This is a genomic window from Marinobacter sp. BW6 (genome assembly GCF_008107725.1).
Classification (GTDB): Bacteria; Pseudomonadota; Gammaproteobacteria; order Pseudomonadales; family Oleiphilaceae; genus Marinobacter.
Genome location: NZ_VIRN01000037.1, coordinates 327,105 through 349,573 on the forward strand (window position 1 = coordinate 327,105; position 22,469 = coordinate 349,573).

The 22,469-nt window shown below is 57.6% G+C and carries 19 protein-coding genes; 5 read left to right on the forward strand and 14 right to left on the reverse strand.

All coding sequences use genetic code 11. The features are described from left to right. Positions 1–73: 73 nt before the first annotated feature. From acnD to FMN52_RS03050, 9 genes are all read right to left on the reverse strand, one after another. The gene (acnD, locus tag FMN52_RS03010) at positions 74–2,686 is read right to left on the reverse strand and encodes a Fe/S-dependent 2-methylisocitrate dehydratase AcnD (RefSeq protein ID WP_148607237.1); all 2,613 of its coding nucleotides are present in this window, start codon (positions 2,684–2,686) and stop codon (positions 74–76) included. After that, positions 2,683–3,813, reverse strand: a complete 1,131-nt coding sequence (prpC, locus tag FMN52_RS03015) for a 2-methylcitrate synthase (protein ID WP_148607238.1) — start codon at positions 3,811–3,813, stop codon at positions 2,683–2,685. Before prpC ends, acnD begins: the two co-directional genes overlap by 4 nt. Before the next feature lie 239 nt (positions 3,814–4,052). Then, positions 4,053–4,940, reverse strand: coding sequence for a methylisocitrate lyase (prpB, locus tag FMN52_RS03020; RefSeq protein ID WP_148607239.1), 888 nt, complete (start codon positions 4,938–4,940; stop codon positions 4,053–4,055). A gap of 115 nt (positions 4,941–5,055) precedes the next feature. Beyond that, a complete protein-coding gene (locus FMN52_RS03025) occupies positions 5,056–5,736 on the reverse strand; it encodes a GntR family transcriptional regulator (RefSeq protein WP_148607240.1) in 681 nt (226 codons plus the stop codon). Between the two features lie 111 nt (positions 5,737–5,847). Further along, complete coding sequence (locus FMN52_RS03030) at positions 5,848–7,434, reverse strand: glucan biosynthesis protein (RefSeq protein WP_205424891.1); 1,587 nt, start codon at positions 7,432–7,434, stop codon at positions 5,848–5,850. Between the two features lie 49 nt (positions 7,435–7,483). Continuing rightward, a complete protein-coding gene (gene mdoH, locus FMN52_RS03035) occupies positions 7,484–9,613 on the reverse strand; it encodes a glucans biosynthesis glucosyltransferase MdoH (protein ID WP_148607241.1) in 2,130 nt (709 codons plus the stop codon). Further along, complete coding sequence (locus tag FMN52_RS03040; protein ID WP_148607242.1) at positions 9,606–9,890, reverse strand: hypothetical protein; 285 nt, start codon at positions 9,888–9,890, stop codon at positions 9,606–9,608. The genes mdoH and FMN52_RS03040 overlap by 8 nt, the downstream gene beginning before the upstream one ends. 25 nt (positions 9,891–9,915) lie before the next feature. After that, entirely contained in the window at positions 9,916–11,463 is a 1,548-nt protein-coding gene (locus tag FMN52_RS03045) for a glucan biosynthesis protein G (RefSeq protein ID WP_240339379.1), read from the reverse strand. Between the two features lie 115 nt (positions 11,464–11,578). Continuing rightward, a complete protein-coding gene (locus tag FMN52_RS03050) occupies positions 11,579–12,670 on the reverse strand; it encodes a ShlB/FhaC/HecB family hemolysin secretion/activation protein (protein ID WP_148607243.1) in 1,092 nt (363 codons plus the stop codon). Between the two features lie 390 nt (positions 12,671–13,060). Between FMN52_RS03050 and galU the strand changes: the two genes are divergently transcribed. Beyond that, positions 13,061–13,897, forward strand: coding sequence for a UTP--glucose-1-phosphate uridylyltransferase GalU (galU, locus tag FMN52_RS03055; RefSeq protein ID WP_008171948.1), 837 nt, complete (start codon positions 13,061–13,063; stop codon positions 13,895–13,897). Between the two features lie 16 nt (positions 13,898–13,913). On the opposite strand, the gene FMN52_RS03060 is transcribed toward galU, so the two are convergent. Further along, entirely contained in the window at positions 13,914–14,150 is a 237-nt protein-coding gene (locus FMN52_RS03060) for a hypothetical protein (protein WP_008171950.1), read from the reverse strand. A 314-nt stretch (positions 14,151–14,464) separates the two neighbouring features. Between FMN52_RS03060 and FMN52_RS03065 the strand changes: the two genes are divergently transcribed. Next, positions 14,465–15,346 carry a RibD family protein gene (locus tag FMN52_RS03065; protein ID WP_148607244.1) on the forward strand — a complete coding sequence of 294 codons (882 nt, stop codon included), beginning with the start codon at positions 14,465–14,467 and terminating at the stop codon, positions 15,344–15,346. 66 nt (positions 15,347–15,412) lie between these two features. Here FMN52_RS03065 and FMN52_RS03070 read toward each other — a convergent pair whose 3' ends face one another. From FMN52_RS03070 to FMN52_RS03085, 4 genes are read right to left on the reverse strand one after another with little or no spacing between them, the layout of a single operon-like run. Continuing rightward, the gene (locus tag FMN52_RS03070) at positions 15,413–16,342 is read right to left on the reverse strand and encodes a lysylphosphatidylglycerol synthase transmembrane domain-containing protein (protein WP_148607245.1); all 930 of its coding nucleotides are present in this window, start codon (positions 16,340–16,342) and stop codon (positions 15,413–15,415) included. After that, complete coding sequence (locus tag FMN52_RS03075) at positions 16,339–18,279, reverse strand: glycosyltransferase family 4 protein (protein WP_148607246.1); 1,941 nt, start codon at positions 18,277–18,279, stop codon at positions 16,339–16,341. Before FMN52_RS03075 ends, FMN52_RS03070 begins: the two co-directional genes overlap by 4 nt. Beyond that, on the reverse strand, positions 18,266–18,664 hold the full coding sequence (locus FMN52_RS03080; protein ID WP_148607247.1) for a 6-carboxytetrahydropterin synthase: 399 nt from the start codon (positions 18,662–18,664) through the stop codon (positions 18,266–18,268). Before FMN52_RS03080 ends, FMN52_RS03075 begins: the two co-directional genes overlap by 14 nt. A 30-nt stretch (positions 18,665–18,694) precedes the next feature. Further along, the gene (locus FMN52_RS03085; RefSeq protein ID WP_148607248.1) at positions 18,695–19,702 is read right to left on the reverse strand and encodes a zinc-binding alcohol dehydrogenase; all 1,008 of its coding nucleotides are present in this window, start codon (positions 19,700–19,702) and stop codon (positions 18,695–18,697) included. Positions 19,703–19,881: 179 nt separating this feature from the next. Here FMN52_RS03085 and FMN52_RS03090 point away from each other — a divergent pair, with 179 nt between their 5' ends. The 3 genes from FMN52_RS03090 to FMN52_RS03100 all read left to right on the forward strand — a co-directional run bounded on the left by FMN52_RS03090 (position 19,882) and on the right by FMN52_RS03100 (position 22,423). Then, positions 19,882–20,616, forward strand: coding sequence for a CDP-alcohol phosphatidyltransferase family protein (locus FMN52_RS03090; protein WP_148607249.1), 735 nt, complete (start codon positions 19,882–19,884; stop codon positions 20,614–20,616). Further along, complete coding sequence (locus FMN52_RS03095) at positions 20,603–21,220, forward strand: YceI family protein (RefSeq protein WP_148607250.1); 618 nt, start codon at positions 20,603–20,605, stop codon at positions 21,218–21,220. The genes FMN52_RS03090 and FMN52_RS03095 overlap by 14 nt, the downstream gene beginning before the upstream one ends. 132 nt (positions 21,221–21,352) lie before the next feature. Continuing rightward, positions 21,353–22,423 (forward strand): hypothetical protein, encoded by a 1,071-nt coding sequence (locus FMN52_RS03100; RefSeq protein WP_148607251.1) that lies wholly within the window; start codon positions 21,353–21,355, stop codon positions 22,421–22,423. The last annotated feature ends 46 nt before the right edge of the window (positions 22,424–22,469 follow it).

The following is a 22,469-nucleotide window of genomic DNA, read 5'->3' on the forward strand; positions in this document are numbered from 1 at the left end:
CCTACGGGGTTTGGCGATAGCTATGGCGTAGGTCGGATTAGGCCCAAAGGGCCGTAATCCGACATTGCTTAGGTTACGCCGCACCCTCAGATTGCAGGAAATCCTCGGCAAACCGCTGCAACACGCCACCGGCGCTGTAGATAGACACTTCCTCAGCGGTATCCAGGCGGCAAGTCACGAGCACACGCTCGGTGCTGCCGTTCTTCCGATGGATAACGAGGGTGAGCTCGGCGCGGGGCGCCGGGGTGCCTTCCACGTCGTAGGTTTCGGTGCCGTCGATGCCCAGGGTCTTGCGGGTGGTGCCTTCCTCGAACTGCAGGGGCATCACGCCCATACCGATCAGGTTGGTACGGTGAATGCGCTCAAAGCCTTCGGCCACAATCGCTTCTACACCAGCAAGGGCAACGCCCTTTGCGGCCCAGTCACGGGAGGAGCCCTGCCCGTAATCAGCACCGGCGATGATGATCAGTGGCTGCTTGCGCTCCATGTAGGTTTCGATGGCTTCCCACATGCGGACAACCTTGCCTTCCGGCTCGATACGCGCCAGGGAGCCCTGCTTCACGTTGTCGTTCTCGTCCCGGACCATCTCGTTGAAAAGTTTCGGGTTGGCGAAGGTGGCACGCTGGGCAGTCAGGTGATCGCCTCGGTGGGTGGCGTAGGAATTGAAGTCTTCCTCCGGCACGCCCATTTTATGCAGATACTCACCGGCGGCACTGTTCATCATGATCGCGTTGGATGGCGATAGGTGGTCGGTGGTGATGTTGTCCGGCAACACCGCCAGCGGACGCATGCCCTTGAGGGTTTTCTCACCCACCATGCCACCTTCCCAGTACGGCGGGCGACGGATGTAGGTGCTTTGCGGGCGCCACTCATACAGCGGGTTGGTATTGGCCTGGGCATCCCGGGTGATGTCGAACATCGGGATGTAGGTGCTGCGGAACTGTTCCGGCTTCACGCTGGACTTCACGATCGCATCGATTTCCGCATCGTCTGGCCAGATGTCCTTCAGGGTAACGGGTTTGCCGTCCTGGTCGTAGCCCAGGGCATCTTTTTCGATGTCGAAGCGGATGGTGCCAGCAATAGCGTAGGCAACCACCAGCGGCGGCGAGGCCAGGAATGCCTGTTTGGCATAGGGGTGAATCCGGCCGTCAAAGTTCCGGTTACCGGACAGCACCGCAGTGGAAAACAGATCGCGATCCATGATTTCCTGGGCGATCTTGGGATCCAGGGCCCCACTCATGCCGTTACAGGTGGTGCAGGCAAAAGCCACCACGCCGAAGCCGAGCTGTTCCAACTCGGGCAGCAGTTTGGCTTCTTCCAGGTACATCTTGACGGTTTTGGAGCCCGGCGCCAGGGAGGTTTTCACCCAGGGCTTACGGGTCAGGCCCAGCTTGTTGGCGTTGCGGGCGATCAGGCCTGCAGCCACCATGTTGCGGGGGTTACTGGTGTTGGTGCAGCTGGTGATGGCTGCGATGATGCACGCGCCATCCGGCATCTTGCCTTCTTCCTGCTCCCATTCACCGGCAATGCCGCGTTCTGCCAGCTCGGAGGTCGGCAGGTGTGCATGGGGGTTGGATGGGCCAGCCAGGGTGCGCGCCACTTTGGACAGGTCAAACTTCAGCACGCGCTCGTATTCGGCGTTTTTCATGCTGTCGGCCCAAAGGCCGGTTTCCTTGGCGAAGGTCTCTACCAGAGCCACCTGATCGTCTTCACGACCTGTCAGTTTCAGGTAATCAATGGTCTGGCCGTCGATGTAAAACATGGCGGCGGTGGCACCGTATTCCGGAGTCATGTTGGAGATGGTGGCACGGTCGCCCACGCTGAGGCTGTCGGCACCTTCGCCATAGAACTCCAGGTATGCGCCTACCACTCGTTCCTTACGCAGGAATTCGGTGATGGCCAAGACCATATCGGTGCTGGTGATTCCCGGTTGCAGCTTACCTGTCAGCTCAACGCCAACAATGTCCGGCAGACGCATCATGGAGGCACGGCCCAGCATGACGCTCTCGGCTTCCAGACCACCCACACCCACGGAAATCACGCCCAGGGCATCAACCATCGGGGTGTGGCTGTCAGTGCCGACACAGGTATCCGGGAAGGCGACGTGCTTTCCTTCCCCATCCGGGCGGCTCTGAACCACCGGAGACATCTTTTCCAGGTTGATCTGGTGCATGATGCCGTTGCCGGGAGGGATCACATCCACGTTCTTGAACGCGGTCTTGGTCCAGTTGATGAAGTGGAACCGGTCGTCGTTTCGACGATCTTCAATCTGACGGTTCTTTTCGAACGCGTCCTTCTCGAAACCGGCGTGTTCCACGGCCAGAGAATGATCCACGATCAGCTGGGTCGGAACCACAGGATTGACCTTGGCGGGATCGCCGCCCTTTTCAGCAATGGCGTCACGCAGACCCGCCAGATCCACCAGCGCAGTCTGGCCGAGGATGTCGTGGCACACCACACGGGCCGGATACCAGGGGAAATCCAGGTCGCGCTTACGCTCGATCAGCTGCTTGAGTGAATCCGTGAGCACCTCGGGATCACAGCGGCGAACCAGTTGCTCCGCCAGGATCTTGGAGGTGTACGGAAGTTTGTCGTACGCGCCGGCCTGGATATCTTCCACGGCCTGGCGGGTATCGAAATAGTCCAGGTCGGTGCCTGGTAACGGTTTGCGATATTCGGTGTTCATGGCCGCTCCTCAATCGGAACCCATTTGGCATCCGCCGGGCCGGTGTAATCGGCGCTTGGGCGGATGATGCGATTGTTCTCGCGCTGCTCTTTCACATGGGCGGTCCATCCGGATACGCGGGACATCACGAAGATCGGGGTGAACAGTTCGGTCGGAATGCCCATGAAGTGATAAGCAGATGCGTGGAAGAAGTCTGCATTACAGAACAGCTTCTTCTCGCGCCACATAACGGCTTCACAGCGCTCGGATACCGGGTACAGCACGGTATCGCCCACCTCTTCCGCCAACTTCTTGGACCACTGCTTGATGATGGCGTTTCGTGGGTCCGATTCTTTATAGATCGCGTGGCCGAAGCCCATGATCTTTTCTTTCCGCTCAAGCATACCCATCAGGCCTTCTTCGGCCTCTTCGGGAGTCTTGAACTTCTGGATCAGGGCCATGGCTGCTTCGTTGGCACCGCCGTGCAGAGGACCGCGCAGGGAACCAATGGCGCCGGTCACACAGCTGTGGATATCAGACAGAGTGGAGGCGCAAACGCGGGCGGTGAATGTGGAGGCGTTGAATTCGTGCTCTGCGTACAGGATCAGCGACACGTTCATGACGCGCTCGTGGAGTTCGCTGGGCTTCTTGCCGTGCAGCAGTTCCAGGAAATGACCACCGATGGAGTCCACGTCGCTTTCGGTCTCGATACGAACGCCTTCGTGTGCGAAGCGGTACCAGTAGGTGATGATGGAAGGGAACACGGCCAGCATGCGGTCGATCTTGTCGTCCTGCTCGCTGAAATCTTCTTCGGTTTCCAGGTTACCCAGCATAGAGCAGCCTGTACGCATCACGTCCATTGGGTGCGCGTCTTTTGGGATCTGCTCAAGCACGGTTTTCAGGGCAGCCGGCAGGCCGCGGAGGCTCTGGAGCTTCTTGATGTAGGCGTCCAGTTCCTGGCGGTTCGGCAGTTTGCCGCGCAGAAGCAGGTAGGCGATTTCCTCAAACTGAGCTTTCTCAGCCAGATCTGCGATGTCATAGCCGCGGTAGGTCAGGCCAGCGCCGCTTTGCCCGACGGTACACAGGGCGGTTTCACCAGCTACCTGACCACGGAGGCCAGCGCCACTCAGTTGTTTTGCTTCAGCCATTGTTGTCTCCCATCTTTATCTTGTTTGGAGTGTCGGATTACGGCTTTGCCTGATCCGACCTACTGATATTTTGCTTAACTTTGGATTGGCTTGTCGGATTACGCCTTTGGCTAATCCGACCTACATTTCTGGTTTTTGGCATTGCTTGTCGGATTACGCCTGCGGCTAATCCGACCTACGTTACCAGTGCCGGAATTTTTGTAGGTTGGGTTAGCCGGAGGCGTAACCCAACAAACACATTAACCTTTGCTCTGCTGGAACAGCTGGTCCAGCTTCTGCTCGAAATCGTGGTAGTTCAGGAAATCATACAGCTCCATCCGGGTCTGCATCATGTCAACGACGTCTTTCTGGTCGCCCTTCTCCAGAATGCTCTGATACACAGTCAGGGCTGCCTTGTTCATGGCGCGGAAGGCGCTGAGCGGGTACAGAACCATGTCGGCGCCGGCTTCGGCCAGTTCCTTGCGGTTGTACAAAGGTGTGGCACCGAATTCGGTAATGTTGGCCAGGATGGGCACGTCGAGGGCTTCAGAGAAGGCCTTGTAGTGCTCAAGTTCCGTAACCGCTTCGGCGAAGATGCCGTCGGCGCCGGCTTCGATACAGGCCTTGGCGCGCTCGATGGCGGCTTCGAGGCCTTCTTTCTGGAACGCGTCGGTACGGGCCATGATGAAGAAGTCTTTGTCTTCACGGGCATCCACGGCGGCCTTGATGCGGTCGACCATTTCTTCCTGAGATACGATTTCCTTGTTCGGGCGATGACCACAGCGCTTCTGGGCTACCTGGTCCTCAATATGGACAGCTGCTGCTCCGGCACGCTCCATCTCGCGGATGGTACGGCCAATGTTGAAGGCGCCGCCCCAGCCAGTATCAATATCCACCAGCAGCGGCACGTCGGTGGCTGCGGTAATCCGGCGAACGTCCTCGACCACGTCGTTCATGGAGGTCATGCCCAGATCCGGCAGACCATAGGAGGCGTTGGCGACACCGCCACCGGAAAGGTAGATGGCCTGGTGACCCACTTTCTCGGCCATCATGGCGGCATAGGCGTTGATGGTGCCGACAATCTGCAGGGGCTGGTTATCTTTGAGCGCTTTGCGGAAGCGGGCGCCTGGGCTGAGTTTGTTGGACATGGTGTTGGCCTCTTCTGTTTTGGATTCTTGTTGTCGGATTACGCCTGCGGCTAATCCGACCTACGGGTTCTGATTATGTTTTGTCGGATTACGCCTTTGGCTAATCCGACCTACGTTAAATGGTTAGTTCGCCTTCCTGGATCTTTTTCTCGATGTTCTGTCTTGCTGCGTTGATATGGCGTTTCATCAGAAATTCGGCGAGTTCGCCATCGCGCTGTGCGATGGCCTCGACGATACGGCGGTGTTCACCGAGAGCCCGCTGGGGGCGACCGGTGGAAGTGCTTAGCCGGTAACGGTACATCCGTACCATGTAATAAAGATCACCCAGCAGCATCTGGGCAAGTTTGGAATTGCGGCTGCCGGTGGCGATCCTGTGATGGAAGTCGTAATCCCCTTCGGCCTGGTAATAGGCCTGGCCCTGGGCTTCGTCGATCATGCGTTCGTGGGTGTCGAGGGTTGCCTGAAGGTCGGCGATTTCCTGATCCGTCATGCGCTCGGCTGCCTGTCGAGCGGCCAGCCCCTCCATGACTTCGCGAATGCGGTACAGCTCCATGAGCTCCGATGCGCTGACTGAAACCACCTTTACGCCGGCATGGGGACGCCGCACCAGCAATCCACGGGATTCAAGTCGGCCAAGTGCTTCTCGAAGCGGGCCGCGAGTAAGGTTGAACCGAGAGCACAGCTCCAGCTCACCGATCTTTTCTCCCGGCGCCAGCTCGCCTTTTACGATTGCTGTTTGCAGACAATCAAAAGCTTCATCGGCGCGGGTGTAAGTGGTAGACAGTAACTCAGCCATAGTTTGTCAACAAAACCGGGTTTATTTTGAGCAAAGCTACGCTCGAGCGGCTATATTGTCAACAATATTGACTAAATTGAGCTTTCGATTGTTTACAATAGCTGTTATCAATCAATAGATCTGGCGTTGCTCAACCGGGGGCGGTGTGTACTGGTATAGCCAGGTTTCCGTGAGCGGCTCGCCGCCCAGCCTGAGGTAGAGGCGGATATTGATGGGTTCAACCGAGTCATCCGGCACCAAATCGAACATGGCTCGGTGGCCGTCGATTGCAGACAATGGTCTGGCGGACGTGATTTCAACCTCGCCCCTACTCACACTGATGACCGGCTCCACATCCGCATCCTTGCTGAGCATCGCCAGGGCGCCACCGGCGAAATCAACAGCAAAGCGCCATGAGAAGTAGGTCCGCTTCTGGCCTACCACACCGCCGAGCCCTGTCCGGGTTGCCCGCACCGTGGCCAACTCGTAAGGCTGTAACGGTGCTTGCTCGCCCCAGTGCAGGCGGTAGCTGTAAAGGTACTCCCGGCCCGGCAACAGGGGGTTTTCCGGGTGCCAGAAGGCAACGATGTTATCGAAGGTTTCATCCACAGTGGGGATTTCCACCAGATCAACACTGCCCCGCCCCCAGTCTCCCCGGGGCTCCACCCAGAGGCTGGGCCGGCGATCGTAAAACACGCCGTCATCCTGGTAATGGTCGAAATTCCTGTCCCGCTGCATCAGGCCAAAGCCGACAGGGTTGTTATCCTGGAAACTGTTGAACCGTAGATTCGCGGGATTCACCAAGGGCCGCCACAACCATTCGCCGCTGCCGTTACGTATGGCCAGGCCGTCTGAATCGTGTATTTCTGGCCGCCAGTCGTAGCCCATGCGATCGTCATTTTCACCCACCTGGTACATGCTGGTCAGCGGCGCAATCCCTGCCCGGGTGATTTCGGTCCTCGGGTAAAGCGCCACATCGACATCCATGACCATATTGCGCCCGGGGTCTAGAACAAATGCGTAGGCGCCGGTGGTGCTGGGAGAATCCAGCAGAGCCCATACCCGGAGCAGCTGACTGCCCGGTGCTGGCTTCTCCAACCAGAATTCGGAAAACCGGGGAAACTCTTCTTCGCGACCAGTGCCGGTATCAATGGCCAACCCCCTGGCCGACAGACCGTACTGCATCTCGGAACCCACCGCCCGGAAATAGCTGGCGCCCAGGAAGGCGGCCAGATCCAGGGCAAAGTTGTTGTGGTAATGAACCCGAAAGCCGGCGTAGCCAAGGTCTTCTGGCAGATCGCCCAGAGGCTGCTCTCCACTGTATCGGAACAGATCCTGTCTATAGGCCAGTTCATTGGCCTGGCCATCAATGACTTCATGGATTCTGACGGGTTGCTGGAAATACAGTCCGAGGTGGAAGAGCTGAATCTGAAAAGCGGTATTGTCGTCTTGCCAAAGCGCCTTATCTGCGCGGAAACCAATGGCCTGGTAATCGTCCCAGGAAAGATGTTTCAGGGATCGGGGCAATTCACCTTCATGGGATACATACGCCTCGACTGCCAGCGCCCGAGCGCGGCCCTTGAGCCAGGCGTAGCTGAATGCACGGGGCTTGCTGCCAGGTACCGGTTGCATTCCGGCACCATTCACCAGAGGCGCTAACGGCAGGAAACCGGCCCCTATCATTCCGGCCAACGCCTTGACCAGTGATCGTCTATCCACCATCGTGACCCCCTCCTTTTTTGGCTCCTGGCTCCGGCGTCCGGCTCCGTTAGCCAGGTATTGGTTCCTCCCCGGAAACCTGCTCATGACTTCTGCGGGTGATGCATTGGCCCCAGTAGCCCCGCTCAGGTGCACGCCAGGCGCCTTTGTGCAGATCAGCCAGGGACTGGCTGTCTCGAGCCAGGCCACTCAGTTCTGCACGACTCATCACCGCTGGTCCGTTCTTAAGGCACCGGTCAACGGCGGCCATGAGCTCTTCGCTCCGCATACCTCTGCGGTGATCTTTTGCCAGTGACCTGTGTAACCGGTTCAGGCCGGGATTGAGAACGGCCTGTTCAAAGGGACTCCATATAGAATCGCGAACGGGCTCCGAACGAAAAGTGCGCGCATCATCCAGCAATGGCATTGGAGCCTCGCGTTCCTCCGGTATTCTCAGAAGGCCCCACGCCTTTAGTACGCCGCCCGGCCCGATTCTGCTCAGATAAACGGCGGTTGGAGCCGCCACCAACAACGGGATGGCAACTGGCAATGACCAGAGGAAAAACAGTTTATCCAGGCTCAATGCAAACGCCGACCAGCACCCACCAACGAGCATTCCAGGAAACTGCGCAACCAGGGCTTGCCGCCAGGTTGTTTCCTCCGTGCGGTTCTGGCCAGACCAGGAAAGCGACAAATTGAGCAACGCCGCCACAACATACCGGCTGTGTGCCCACATTCTTACCGGCGCCAACAGGATCGAGATCACTATCTCGAGCAACACACTGGCGAATAGCCGAAAGAATCCTCCAAACTCCCGGGTGTAACGGTGGACAACAGCATCAAGAATGGCCAGAAATTTGGGCAGGAACAGCAGAGCGAAGGTGCTTAGCGCCAGCACCAGGGCCCAGTCCGGCCGCCATTCCGGCCAGAGCGGAAACGGCCCTTGATGACCTTCCGGAAAGTACTCGATTGGAGCCAGGGTCATGCTGGCCGCCTCTAAAGTGGTCAAAACAAGGAAGCCGAACCACAGTGGGGATGCGAGGTACGCCATTACCCCATTGAGAAATGCCATCCGGTGAGCAAAGCGCAGTCCCGGCTCACGAAACATCACCCAAAGATGCTGGAGGTTGCCCTTGGCCCAGCGGTTGTCTCGGGACAGTTCATCAGCAAGCGTGGGAGGAGATTCCTCAAAGCTGTTGCCGAGCCCTGTCTCGAGCCAGACTTCGTATCCCGCCCTACCCATGAAGGCTGCCTCGACAAAATCGTGGCTCATGATCGGGCCACCAAAAATGCCGAATCCGCCCAGTTTGGGTAAACCACAATGCTTCATGAATGGTTCGATCCGGAGGATCGCGTTGTGTCCCCAGAAAGCGGCGTCGCCCATCTGAATCGCGGCCAGGCCCGTAGCGAACAGCGTTGAATAGAACCGATTGGCAAACTGTTGAACCCGGGCAAACAGTGATTTCCCGTTGATGATGGTCGGATTGGTTTGCAGAATGCCGACCCCGGGCTCCCGTTCCATCAGCTGCACCATGCGCACAACCGTATCACCGCTGAGCAGGCTGTCGGCATCAAGCACCACCATATACTTGCACCGGCGACCCCAGCGCCGGAGAAAGTCCGCAACATTTCCGCTCTTGTAATTGAGGTTCACCGGACGCCGACGATAAAACAGCCTACCCTCTGCGCCCAGCTCTCGGGCTAGCTCATGCCACCGCTGCTGCTCCTCCAGCCAGACATCCGGATCACGACTGTCGGAGAGAATAAAGAACTCGAAATGCTCAATCCTGCCTGTTCGTTCAATGTCTCTGTACACCGCTTTCAGGCCGCTCAGGGTCCACTTTACCGGCTCGTGGTATATCGGCAGCAAAATCGCCGTTTTTGCCAATGGCGTAGCGGCAAGGGCTTCCGGAGTATGGCGCCGCAACAGCCCGTGCCGGTCGCCACCGGTAAGGCGCAGCACAAAACCGAATACCGCCGTCCAGAAACCGACTGCAATCCATGCGTAAAGAATGGCAAACAGCGCTGTCATACCCAGTTCAAGCCAGGTCCCTCCATGGTATGGAAGCACCCAGAGCAGGTAGTAGCTCGCGACGGCTGTTTGCCCCAGCACGAACAGGATCAGCAGGCTACGGCGAACGAATGCAATGTGTCGCCAGCGGTAGCCTTGACACAAGGTGGCGCCGGGAACTTCAGCCATGAGCGGGGTACCCGATGCTTCCGCGCAACAGCGGCGGAGCTGGCGCGGGAATCGTTTCCTCCACAAGTGGGAAGTAGTCGGGGAGGCGATCCATGGCGCGGGAGAGTAACTGCGCTTCGCTGAAATCATCGGCCACACCCTCCCCGACCGTCTCCGCGAGGGCATCATCCAGCATTTTCAGAAGCTTGCGGGACATGCTTCGGTTCATCGTTACGCCAGATTCCGTCAGGTAAGTGGATAATCGAGCGACTACCCGCTGTAGCGTCTGCGCTGTCATCGTTGCCTCCTTTCGTCCGCCGCCGTCACTCAGATTTCGCCCGCAATCCCGTAGCCGGTGGCAGTGAGTATGTCCATGTTTCGGTTAACGTCTCACTACCCAGGCTCAGGAATCCCCTCAATGACAGCGGCTCTTCTTCCGGGGGTCTTGCCAGAATCGAGAGCCTCCAGACATCAGTGGCAGGGATGTACTCGACAAAATGCTCTATTATCTCGACGCCTTTGCCACCCGATACCTGACTGACCACGGCATCCTCTGGCCCCAAGGCGCTCAGTTGTTTGCCCTGAAAGTCGACGATGAACCGATAGGCTCCAACCTCGTTGCCTCCGCCAGTGCGGTTTCCGTCTCCCACGAATGTGTGGATCGCGCGACCGGAAGGGTGGCTGGATACTGCTGGCCGTCCGACTGCCAGATCGTATTCGAATCGGCGGCTTTCCCCTTGCTTCACGTCTTGATCCGGTTTCCAGAAGGCCGCAACGTTGTCATTGGTTTCCGCACCGGAGGGAATTTCAACAAGTACGACTGAGCCCGGCCCCCAGTCTTTTGCTGGCTGAACCCAGGCGCTGGGGCGCAGATCGTAGCGTGCTTCACTATCCTGGAACTGCTGAAACTGCTGATTCCGCTGCATCAAGCCAAACCCCTTCAACTGCCCCACCTGATGAAAGCTCAGTTGCAGTTGAGATGGATTTAGAAGCGGCCGCCAGAGCCATTCTCCGGATTGGCCATCGTGAACCAGGAGTCCATCTGAATCATGCACCTGAGGCCGCCACTCGCCCCGGGGACGAAGGGTGTTTTCACCGTAATAGAACATGGAGGTGAGCGGCGCCAGGCCCAACTGCTGAATATCGTCCCTGAAAAAAAGTTCAGCGGTTACACGAATCCGTGTGCTTTCTCCTGGTTGAATCACAAAACGGTATGCACCGGTCAAACTGGGCCCGTCGAGAAGCCCGTACACCACCATCGTTTCGCTGTCTGCGGCCGGACGCTCCAGCCAGAACTCTGTGAAAGACGGGAACTCCTCTCCTGCGGGCAATCCGGTATCAATCGAGATACCACGCCCGGAAAGGCCGAACTGTTGCCCCTTGCCAATAGCACGGAAATAGCTGCCCCCGCCGAAAACCAGAAACTGGTTCTGAACGTTCTTGCGATCAAATGGAAAGGTAAGTTTAAAGCCTGCATACCCAAGATCAGCCGGCACGCGTTTGGCAAGTTCGGGAGTCGGGTAGTCGAAATCGGCTTTGTCGTATGTCACCGGCTTCACCCCCTCGCTATCAATCACGTGGAGTTTTACCGCGTGAGCGTAGAAACTGCCCTGAGGGATCATCATTATCTGGAACGGGGAGCCTCCAGAACGCCAGAGACTTGCCTCGGGTTTAAAGCGGATCCCCTGGTAAACAGAGTATTCCAACGTCTGGAGGAAATCCGGTGCAGGTTGTGGTTCCTGATAGCTTTTCCCGGCCAGCTCACTAGCCTTTCTAGCCACATCCTCAAAACCGAAGGCGTTCGCCAGATTCGAATGGCAGGCGAGGAAAAACATCATCAGACAAGTTGTTGGTAGTCCTGAACCTTTCATGCACAAAATCCCTTACATTCCGTTACTTGAATGTAGCACTTGGTAGGCGCATCACCTCAAGTGACATCTTCGTAACGGCCTTGAAAGGATTTTTGCCGGCTTTCCGGCGCAGGAATCAGATTCCCAGGGACATGGAAAGAGATACATCCGGACCCGCCGGACGTCGCATCGCGTCCCCTGAAAGATCCAGAATCTGTCCAACGTTCATGCTGGCATAAAATCCCCTGCCCTGGAGGCGAAGGGAGACTTCACCGGTACTGGCGCCGAAAGCCTGTCCGTCGGTTGCCGATGTCGGCGCCCACCCTTTGAGAACCGAAACCGAGACATAGGAATTGACCGAATTCAAAAAAGGCAGGGAATACCCCGGGCTCCGGACGTTCATGCGAACCCAACCACCCTCGGATACATACAGGGACTGGCCATTAAAGCCCTTCGACATCGAAGGCCCCGCGACTAAAAGGTATTCGGAGGAAGCAAGATCCTCCGGTGCCAACTGATATCGACCGTCCAGTCCGAGATCCCAGGCATAAAACGAACGGCTCAGGGATGCGCCCAGCGTGAGTTTGTGGAAGCGGGTGCGCTCAGAAGTAACCGTCGATACGCTGGTGGATTCACGACTTTCCAGCCCCCCCATTGCAGTGACGAGGGTGCCAGCCTGAAAACCACCGACCACTTCCGTCTTGCCTGAACATCGCACACCAAAACTGGACAGCTGATGAGATGTATCCGAAATCCAGACCGACTCTTCGTATCGGTGCCTTGTGCCACTGGAATGGCTGAATACGCTGTCCATTTCAAAGGCGTTCCATGACCACAATGCCCGACTTCCGGACAGACTCAGACCGCTGTATTCGCCACGAGCATCGAGTTGCTGCCCTGCTTTGGTGGTCACTCCTCCGTATTCTGAATCTTCAAGGGAGAGCGCAAAGTCAACGCCAGCCACCGGAAACGAGTATCGGAATGCAAGAGACTGAAAATCACCTCCGCTCCGGCGTGAAACCGAATCCCTGAAATCAAGCGAGATGTCGTGGCTGGACAAAATCATGTTGCTGCCGGCCACGCTAAGACTCCCTCCCGCTGAGTCGTTGGTATGGTCCGTAGCTCCGGAAAACTGGAGAGTTGAGGCGAGATAGCTGGTGACAGACCTGAGCAGGTCCGCCGGATACAGCTTCCAGTCTGCCGGATTGAGAGGCAGCGTCTCAGCCACGGAAACGGCACTGGCGGGCGCGCACCAAAGTAGTGCAACCAGACAATGAATTCGCAAATCAAACGCCTCGGCCGGTCAGGTTCAGGATGACCAACACTTTAAAAGACGTAGGCAGTTTGGGCTATGGTTTATTGCTAAAACTTACAATTTTAATCTTTCAAAAAAACAGAGTGTTATAGAGATCTGTGAAAGTTGTATCTTAACGTTTCGAACCACTCCCTGCTGGACACACAGAGATACTCACAGTTACAAATATGAATGCCCCCTGCATTTGTCTCAACAACTTGGGTAAACTCGGCACACTTTGTGAAAGAACAACCGTTCGTAGGCCAACGCAGAGGCGTTGATCAGCCCACAGGCCGTGAAACCGACCATCAAAGGACGAATAATATGATCAAAAAATGCCTGTTTCCCGTCGCCGGCTACGGCACTCGTTTTCTTCCGGCAACCAAGGCGATGCCCAAAGAAATCCTGCCGGTGGTGAATAAACCCCTGGTTCAGTATGGCGTCGAGGAAGCCGCGGAGGCCGGTATTCACGAGTTCGGTTTTGTGACCGGCCGGGGCAAACGGGCCATCGAGGACCATTTCGACATCAGCTACGAGCTTGAACATCAGATCGCCGGCTCTGGCAAGGAAGACCTGCTGACCTCAATCAGGGATCTGATCGACCACAACAGCTTTGCCTTTACCAGACAGAATGAAATGAAGGGCCTCGGCCACGCCATACTGACCGGACGCAACCTGGTAGGTGACAGTCCCTTTGCGGTTGTTCTGGCCGATGACTTCTGCATTGGCCCCGAAGGTGAAGATGGCGTACTGGCGCAGATGGTTAAACTCTACAACCAGTTCCGTTGCTCCATTGTTGCCATTGAAGAAGTGCCGGCTGACGAGACCCACAAGTACGGCGTTATTGCCGGTGAGTCCATGAAAGATGGGCTCTACCGCATCACCGATATGGTGGAAAAGCCGGCCCCGGAAGATGCCCCTAGTAACCTGGCGATTATTGGACGGTACATTCTCACGCCGGATATTTTCGACATTATAGAAAAGACCCCTGCGGGCAAAAACGGTGAAGTCCAGATTACCGATGCCCTTCTTGAGCAGGCGAAAAACGGTTGCGTGCTGGCCTATCAGTTCAAGGGTCGTCGGTTCGACTGCGGCAGCATTGATGGCTTTGTGGAAGCCACCAACTACGTCTACGAGAATATCTACAAGAAAGGCAAGTAAAGCATCTTGGGCGGGATCAGCTGCCCAGGATCTGAAGAATCATTCGCCGGTTTTCCGCGCTTGTCCTGCGGAACCGGCGAAGCAGTTCAACCTCTTCCCCGCTCAGCTCCACCTTTTCCAGCGCTTCCTCCAGCTCAGCCAGCGACTCCAGAAGCTCATCGCTCTTGTCCAGGGCAATACCGGGAAGCTCAAGTTGCCCATGGTCCTCGGGCTTCTCTGGCTCCCAGTGTTGAATGGGTTGCGCATGTTGCATGGCCATTTACCTCGTCATTCAAATCGGGATACCCGTCCCGATAATGCCCTGCGAAGTGAATCAATCTGGAAATGTAACGTACATATAGCTTTGCACACAATCTGCCTATACTAAAGGAGCCTCTGAATGCCTCCGAAGCACCTCTGAAGAACCCGGAGGGCGTACTCTGAGGACGTCACATGCTGTGTTGCAGCTCTTGCTAAGGGCTACGGCCATTAGCTGCGAACTGCGCCTTGCATCTGAAGTCCTCAGAGCACGCAGAGGCGCTCCGGAGGCATTCAGAGGCTCCTAGGCAACAACCTAACAGGCTATTTATGGCGGCAAGAACCCTGGATATCGACTCGGCATGGGAGTTGGTCCTTAGCGCAGTTAACCGCAGCAATGTGACACTGCCATTGCCGGGTACAAACAATGAAGCAGTCAAGCTCAACGGCCACGGCGCCTGGCACCTGATGCAACCCGCCACGGGGGAAGCGAAGGATCTGCTCTCCGTGTTCCTTCCCCTGTGTCGGCCAGTGCCAGATGATGGCCGCCCCAAAGTCATCGGCCAACTGGGCCAGAGCCTGGACGGGCGGATAGCAACAGTGACCGGCCGCTCCCGTTTTATCAATGGTGACGACGGCATTACCCATCTGCACCGGATCCGCGCGGTGTCCGATGCGGTCATCGTGGGTGCCGGCACAGCCTCCACAGACAATCCCCGCCTGACCGTGCGTCGTACCAGCGGCCGAAACCCGGTCCGTGTGATCATCGACCGTCACCATCGCGTGCCAGACAGCCATCACCTGTTTACCGATGGTGAAGCCCCGACCCTGCGTTTGGTGGCAGGCCAGTATGAGAAAATGGAAAACCCGTCTATCGGTTCGGGTGTTACAGAGATTCCCTGTCTTGGGGATGCGGACGCCGAGGAAGCCGTAGATCCAAAGTTGATCCTTCAGGTTCTGGCGGATTTCGGGTTGAAAAAGGTGTTCGTGGAAGGCGGCGGCGTCACCGTCTCCTCGTTTCTCAACGCAGGCTTGCTGGACCGACTGCACGTGATGGTCGCTCCCATGATCATCGGCAGTGGCAGACCGGCCTTCTCGCTTCCGGAGATTGATTTTCTGGACGACGCCCTCCGGCCCCGGGCGCAGCTGATTAACCTCGGCAGTGACATGCTCTTCGACCTGGATTTCTCCCGCGAAACGAGATTGGATTAGCGGCAGGCGTAGTCCAACTGGTTTTGTCGGATTACGCTTCGCTAATCCGACAACCAAACCGAAAATTCACCCCTTGGCCGGCTTGCCACCAAACAAAAAAAACACCCCGGGCAAACTCGAAACCAGCACTAATGCCCCATACCCTACGCTGAGTGCCACCCCCTGCTCCGCCGGCAATCCTGCCATCGGCCAGAGCACCGCTGCGGCGCCTTCCCGGATACCCCAGCCGGCAACCGTCAGCGGTATGACCATGCTCAGCAGCAGAATACTCGCCAGGCTGGCAATGATCACCACAGATTCCGCAGTATGGAGATAGCCTGCACCCCAGGCGAGGCAAAGAAACACCCCAAGATAGCTCGCCAGCACCATTAACGAAGAACCTAACTGGACCGGCAGCACCACGCGGTTCAACAACGACAGATACAGATCACGCCGGAGGCGCTGTAGGTAATCCGCAATACCCGCTGTCAGGGCGATCCAGAACAAGACGATAACAAGGACAATGCCGACACCTACCCACAACTCACCATTCCATTGACCAGTGGTAAGCTGCCCGGAACCGAAAAGCCAACCGACGGAAATGGCAACCACCAGCGCCAACACCAACTGGCCCGAGAGTCTCTCGATAGCCACCCCGTGCACGGCGGAGAGACGTTCACCGGCACCGGAGCCGTGGCGCCATGCCCGGTTGACGTCACCAAGGACGCCGCCGGGCAAAACCTGGTTCAGGAATGTGGCCAGATAGTACTCTCGGACAGCAACGCCGAAGTCCAGAGGCAATCCAAGCTTCTCTACAGTGTAACGCCAACGCCAGGCAGAGAGGGCCACCTGGACCACCGTAAGTGCCAATGCAGGGAACAGAACATAGGGGGAAAAACGGGCGAGCTCCTGCCAAAGCGCGCTGGCATCCACAGAGCGGATGACAAATCCGATGACCAATACCGTGAACAACCACCGGGCCGCCAGCCGCACCCGCTTTTGACGCAGTTCCGTCAAGGCTGCTCCCCGGGTGGCAGTGCCAGCAGGTCCAGGTGCCGAACGACAATGGTAAGATTGGCCTCGGACAGCTGCCGGGATCGGGTTTCAAGCCAGTGCGCCAGGCGGTCCCGGTCTTTCGGAGACTGCTCGATGGCCGCCTCGGTCCAGCCCTGCATGAGCATCTGAGCCAAGGCCCGATCCTCGCTGCCTAACGTCCAGGGGGATTCCGCCAATTCAACCCGGTAACCTTCCGCGGAAAGCAGTTCCTTCAGAACGATCGGTGCCTCGGGCCCAAGCGCCGCACCGGTGCCCTTGTCGCCGTGTTGATGCTCGTTCACCAGAGTCTGAAGCAGCTCATCATCGGGATGGCCGGGGGACAATTCAAAATGCCCTGCATAGCTCAGTACGATAAGCATCGCTGAGTCCCTGCGCACCGCCACCTGGCTGAGAGCTTTCAGCCATGACTCTGAAACGAGATCAATCAGTGCTGCCGCCGTGATCAGGGCAATCTCGGCAGGCAGGTGTTGCTCTATGTTCTCTGGCGATAACTGCACAGTGCGCGTCTCAAATGGAACGTCCAGTAAGTCCACACGCTGCCTGGCCTCGCGCAGTAGCGCATTATCCTGATCCAGGGCCAGCCAGGTTTGCGGTACCTGCAGCCCGGGCACCAGGAACAGGGCGTTGGAACCCCGGCCAGTGCCAATGTCGACGATCTGCATCGGGCAATGGCGTTCAGGCGGTAGCGCGTCGTAGCGGTTCAGCAACCATTGGTTCAACTCATCGGTCAGTGCCTTCGAGCGCGCACGATGATCTGCGGATTCCCGGGCCGCCAGCCATTCACTTTCGAATTCAGAATGCTGGTGCAGGTTTGCAGGAAAGCCACTGAAGTACCGCAACGCCTCGCTGACGTCCCTCGCGGTATCGGCCCATGAGCGAATCCGCCTCGATTCTCTGACAGCAAGCTTGCAGGCATGGTCGAACTGGTCGGGATGTTCCAGCCAGTTTCTGATCCGGGCCTCAAGGGCCCTGACGTCGCCGGCACGATACTGAACGACCCCCGGCCTCGAGGAAGTTATCGCAAGGGCGCCGCCATCAGATGAAATGACCGGCAGACCTTCCGCCAGGGCCTCATCAATCACCATCCCATAGCCCTCGTAGAGCGAGGGCAACACAAAGAAATCGGCCTTCCTGTAGAGATCGGCGAGCCCCGATTCTTCCACCTCCCCTACCAGCTCAACCCTGTCTTCAAGACCGGCCTTGGCAATTGCCAGGCGCACCTGTCGGCTGTATTCCGGATCACGACGGTCAGACCCCGCCAGCGCGCATTGCCACGGCAAGGCCTTCAGGCGTTCCAACGCTTCCACCAATTGGTGTTGGGCCTTGCGTGGTGACAAATGGGCGACGCACAGAATTTGGGGGGCATTGTTTACAGAGGACTCACCCCGAACTTGCGGGGTTTTGGTTCTGGTCACACCCGGCTCAGCGACCCGAATGGCCTCTGCCGGTACATCGTAATCCGCCAGACGGGCGGCCGTATGTTGGCTGGTGGTGATAACACCCTTTACAAATTCGAGCGCGTGTTTTTCGGTTTCTAGGAACCACTGCCTGTCGGCTTCACTGAGGCCCGTCTCGTCAGCGAGGGGGTGATGCACAAGGGCAAGCAGATTCAGGCGTTGGGTGTGCTTCTCGACGATCTCCGGCAGACCACCCATGGCAAGACCATCCAGGACCACAAAAGTGCCATCGGGAAAGCTCGCAAGCCTCTGATCCATGGCGTCCCGGGCGACCTGATCCGGGTGCGGGAAATGCCCGGGCAAACCGCTTACCCGGGCCATACACCCGTTCTCGCAAAGAGCCTCTACCAGCTTGCGGACATACCGGTAACCGCCGGTGTTCTGATCCGGATCGCCTGGCACCAGAAACTCGACGCATCCCGGTGGGTCAGATTCCGGCATGGTAGCTGGCCCAGGCAATGTGAGATTCAGAGAGGGTGACTTTGAGGCTGGAAATGCCTTTTCCGGTCTCACCCAGCCGGCCCCCGTGGATGGCTGCCGCCATCCGGTCGAAGACCAGTTTGGCCATGAATTCGGTGGTGGTGTTGCGCCCTCGCAGTTCGGGCAGTTCGTCCAGATTCTGCATGTTAAATTCGGAAAGTATGTTGTTGAGCAGTTCAGAGGCCAGGCCAATATCCACGACCAGATCATCCTGATCCAGCTGGTGACGCTCAAAGGTCACATCCACCACGTAGGTGGCCCCGTGGACCTTTTGCGCAGGACCAAAGATCTCTCCATTGAAGCTGTGGGCAATCATCATATGGTCCCGGACCGTCAAGCCGAACATAATCTCTCCTTCGCAGATGGTTTTGAATTTTCAGTACACAACTCGATGGCAGAGAGTCTCCCGGCCATCAATCAGAATTCCCGCCATGGATTTCGGCAGGTCATCGAACCGGCATTCGCCGGTAATCAGGGCGTCCAGCGCCTCATCCTGGAGCAATTCCAGCGCCAGCGCCAAGCGTTTGCGATAGTCCCACCTTGGGACTCGAGAGGGCACTATCTGGCCCACCTGACTGGATTTCAGGGTCAGGCGCCGCGGATGGAATGCAGCACCGAGTGGTGCGGATACCAGCTGATCACCGTACCAGCTCATTTCAACTATGGTTGCCTCCTGGCCAGCCAGTCCCAGCGCCGTCTCCAGGCCCGATGGGTGGCCACTGGAATGAATCACCAGGTCGTGGTCATCGGCGCCGGATTCGCTGCTGAAGGTTAGCCCCAGCTGTTCGGCAACGGCCTGCCTTTCGGGATTCGTATCGATTGCGGTTACTCGGGTTCCCGGGATGCGACTGGCCAACCAGGCCACGAGCAAACCAACCACACCGAGACCAACCACGGCAATTCGGTCACCGACCGCTGGAGCTCCATCCCAGAGGCCGTTGACGGCGGTTTCCATGTTAGCGGCAAGAATCGCTCGCTCGGCGGGCAGATCTTTCGGCAAAGGCGTTACTGCCGACACCGGCACCCGATAGCGATTCTGGTGCGGGTAAAGACAGAATACCGTTTGCCCAACCAACTCAGCCGGCCCTTCCACAACCTTGCCGACACTGGCATAGCCGTACTTCACCGGCCAGGGGAAATCTCCCCCCTGAAACGGTGCCCGCATTGCGGAGTACTCACTCCTTGGGACACGACCATGGAAAACCAGTGATTCGGTACCCCGACTGATGCCCGAGTAGAGAGCCTGGACAGTGACCAGTTTTCCTTCCTCTACATCATCGGGCTCCGCAAGCGGCGTTTCCTGAATCTCGCCCTTGCCAGCGCCGGTTATCCACCAGGCACGGGCCATTGTCTCGGTGTTGAGAACATCACGGTCGCGTTCCAAAAGGAGCTCCTTTACTTGGCGGTGTAATCAGCGGCATTGGTCGTCGCCCTTCCGGCGCTGAACCTTCAGGTCTGAACGCGGTCAATGCTCGTAAGCACACTCAGACATATCAACTATAGTCAGTGTACAGCGCATCCGGGGTGTTTAATGCCTGCAAACCTATACGCTGGAGTTCAGTGATGGATTCTAACGGCCATTCAGCTTCACTCAGGGTTCCACTAGCGCTGGACCTGGCCTGGGGTTTTGGTCTTGTCGCCCTGCTCTGCCTTGCCACAGGCTGGCTAACCACGCCGCCCGCTCTTTTCTATTTGCTGGCAACCGCACTGTACCTGAGCGTTTGTGGCTTGGTTATCCGGGCCTGGCCCGAAACCCGGGACTTCGGCTGGGCAAACCGGGCAACCCTTTTGAGGGGTGGCCTGGTAATTGTCTTGGTGGCTTTAGCCCCATTCGCCGAACACCTGACTGACAGCCTCTGGCTGTATGGCTGGATGGCGTTGCTGGCGCTGATTCTGGATGGAGTGGACGGCAAGGTTGCCAGAGCGACGGGATCGGAGAGCGACTTTGGCGCCCGATTCGACATGGAGCTGGATGCGCTGTTCATTCTCGGGCTGAGCATTGCCGTTCTGGCATTGGGCAAGGCAGGCATCTGGGTACTGGCCCTCGGCCTTATACGCTACGCCTTTGTTGCTGCCAGCCACTGCCTGGATTGGCTGAACGCCCCACTGCCGGACAGCTTCAGGCGCAAGACCGTCTGCGTCTGGCAGATCGTTACCCTGCTCGTGGCGGTGTTGCCGCCAGTCAATACGTTGTTTGCCAGTACCACGCTTGCAACCGCCCTTTTGTTGCTGGTGTGGTCGTTTTTCCTGGATATTCGCTGGCTTTACCAGAGGAGACATCCCCATGTTGTGCATTAACCAGAAAACCCTTTCCCGCTCTGCCCTTGCGCTACCTGCGGCTCTTGCATTGAGCCCGGTGGCAATCGCGGAGCCAGAAAACTATGTCGTGGATGACGAACACTTCTCGATGTTCTTTGAGATCATGCACATCGGCTACGCCCCAGTGATGGGCATGTTTCGGGAAGTCGAGGGTGAGTTCGTCTACGATGAGGAAGCCCGGGAGCTCAAATCCGGGAAACTGGTATTTCAGAGCGACAGCGTGTTTACCAACCACGAAAAGCGAGACGAACACGTTCGCAATGAAGACTTTCTCGACAGCGAACAGCATCCGGAGATCACCTTCACCGTTACCGACTTTGAAACCACCGGCGAGAACACCGGCAAGGTAACAGGCGACCTGGCGCTGCTCGGCCAGACCCGACCCGTGGTGCTCGACGTGACCCTTAACAAGGCTGACGTGTATCCCTTCGGCCACGAGGAATACACCCTTGGCATCAGTGCTTCGACTACACTGAAGCGCAGTGAATGGGGCATGACCTACGGCATCGATCAGGCAATGGTCGGTGATGAAGTCAAACTGCATTTCGGCTTCGAAGCCATTCGGGAGTCTGGCTGGCTCTGATTCTCGAACAACGGAAATGTGACCCACAGCACAACCCGGACACATTCTGTTACACAATCAGGCCGGATTTTTGGGGTGCGGCGTAAATCCCGTTATGTTTAAGGCTACAACAATAAACTAGGGACCTGCCGCATGCCCGGTAAGGCTGTTTTACTGCTGACAATGGTAACCGCCGGTGTGGTTGGCACCGGGTATCTGCTTTCCGCCGACAACAATACTCAATTCAGTTGGCTCACTGAGCTGGCCAGCAAAGACGAATCTGCGTCCGTTCAGAACACACCGCCGGCAAAGCAACCGCCCAACTCCCCTTCTCAGCAACCCGAGCCGCCAACGGAAAACGCCCTTGGCTTCATGCTGGCCAGCGTTGCCGATCAGTACGCCAAATCCACCCGATACCCAGCTTGGTCGGTGCCTCTCAGCCCGGAACGGGCCAGTGCCTACCGTGGCAATCACTACGAGCCGGTCAGCCTGCCGCTGGAGGGTAACGGGCAATTCACGGTCACGCTTGAAAAGTACCGGTTTACAGAGGGCGAGCAGATCCTTGTTGCTGCGGCTATCCAGGGTCCTCAGGTGCTTGGGCGCCCTCTCTCAGCAACCCTGGAGAGCCCCGAAAGCCGGGATGCCGTCGCCAGCACCACACTGGAGGAGGCCGGCTCGCCGGGTTACTTCGAGGGTGTTCTATCCGCCAGTCAATCACCGGGTGAATACCGACTGATCGTTGAAGCCCGTCTCGATGGTAAACCGGTTCGCCATGCCTCGACGCTGACCATTGAGCCCTACCTGGGTGAATTCGAAGGACTGGGCAATGCCCGCATCAGCAACAACAACCTCATCATCCCAGTTCGGTTCTCACCGGAAGATCCCGGCTTTTACGCGCTCTCGGCCCAGCTTTACGTTGGGCAGCGCCCGATTGCCCAACTGCAGGTGGAGAAAAGACTGGACAGCACCTCGGACACCATCAACCTGAAGGCACACGGTACGGTCCTGGCGAACCAAAAAGTAGATGGCCAACTTCAGCTGAAAAACCTGCAGATTCGCCAGCTTCCAGCCAGGCCAGGTGACAGAACCAATTACGCGTTCGGGCCCGACGAGGGCTACGCATTCACACCGCCGGACCTCGACAGCCTCACCGATACCCCGGCGGTGAACCCCGAATCGGAACAACGGGCGGCTCTGCTCCGGCAGCTTGCCGACAAGTTCTGATGGCAGAGCGTAAGCTCTGCGCCGGCTGACGCCGGGCTGTACCGCT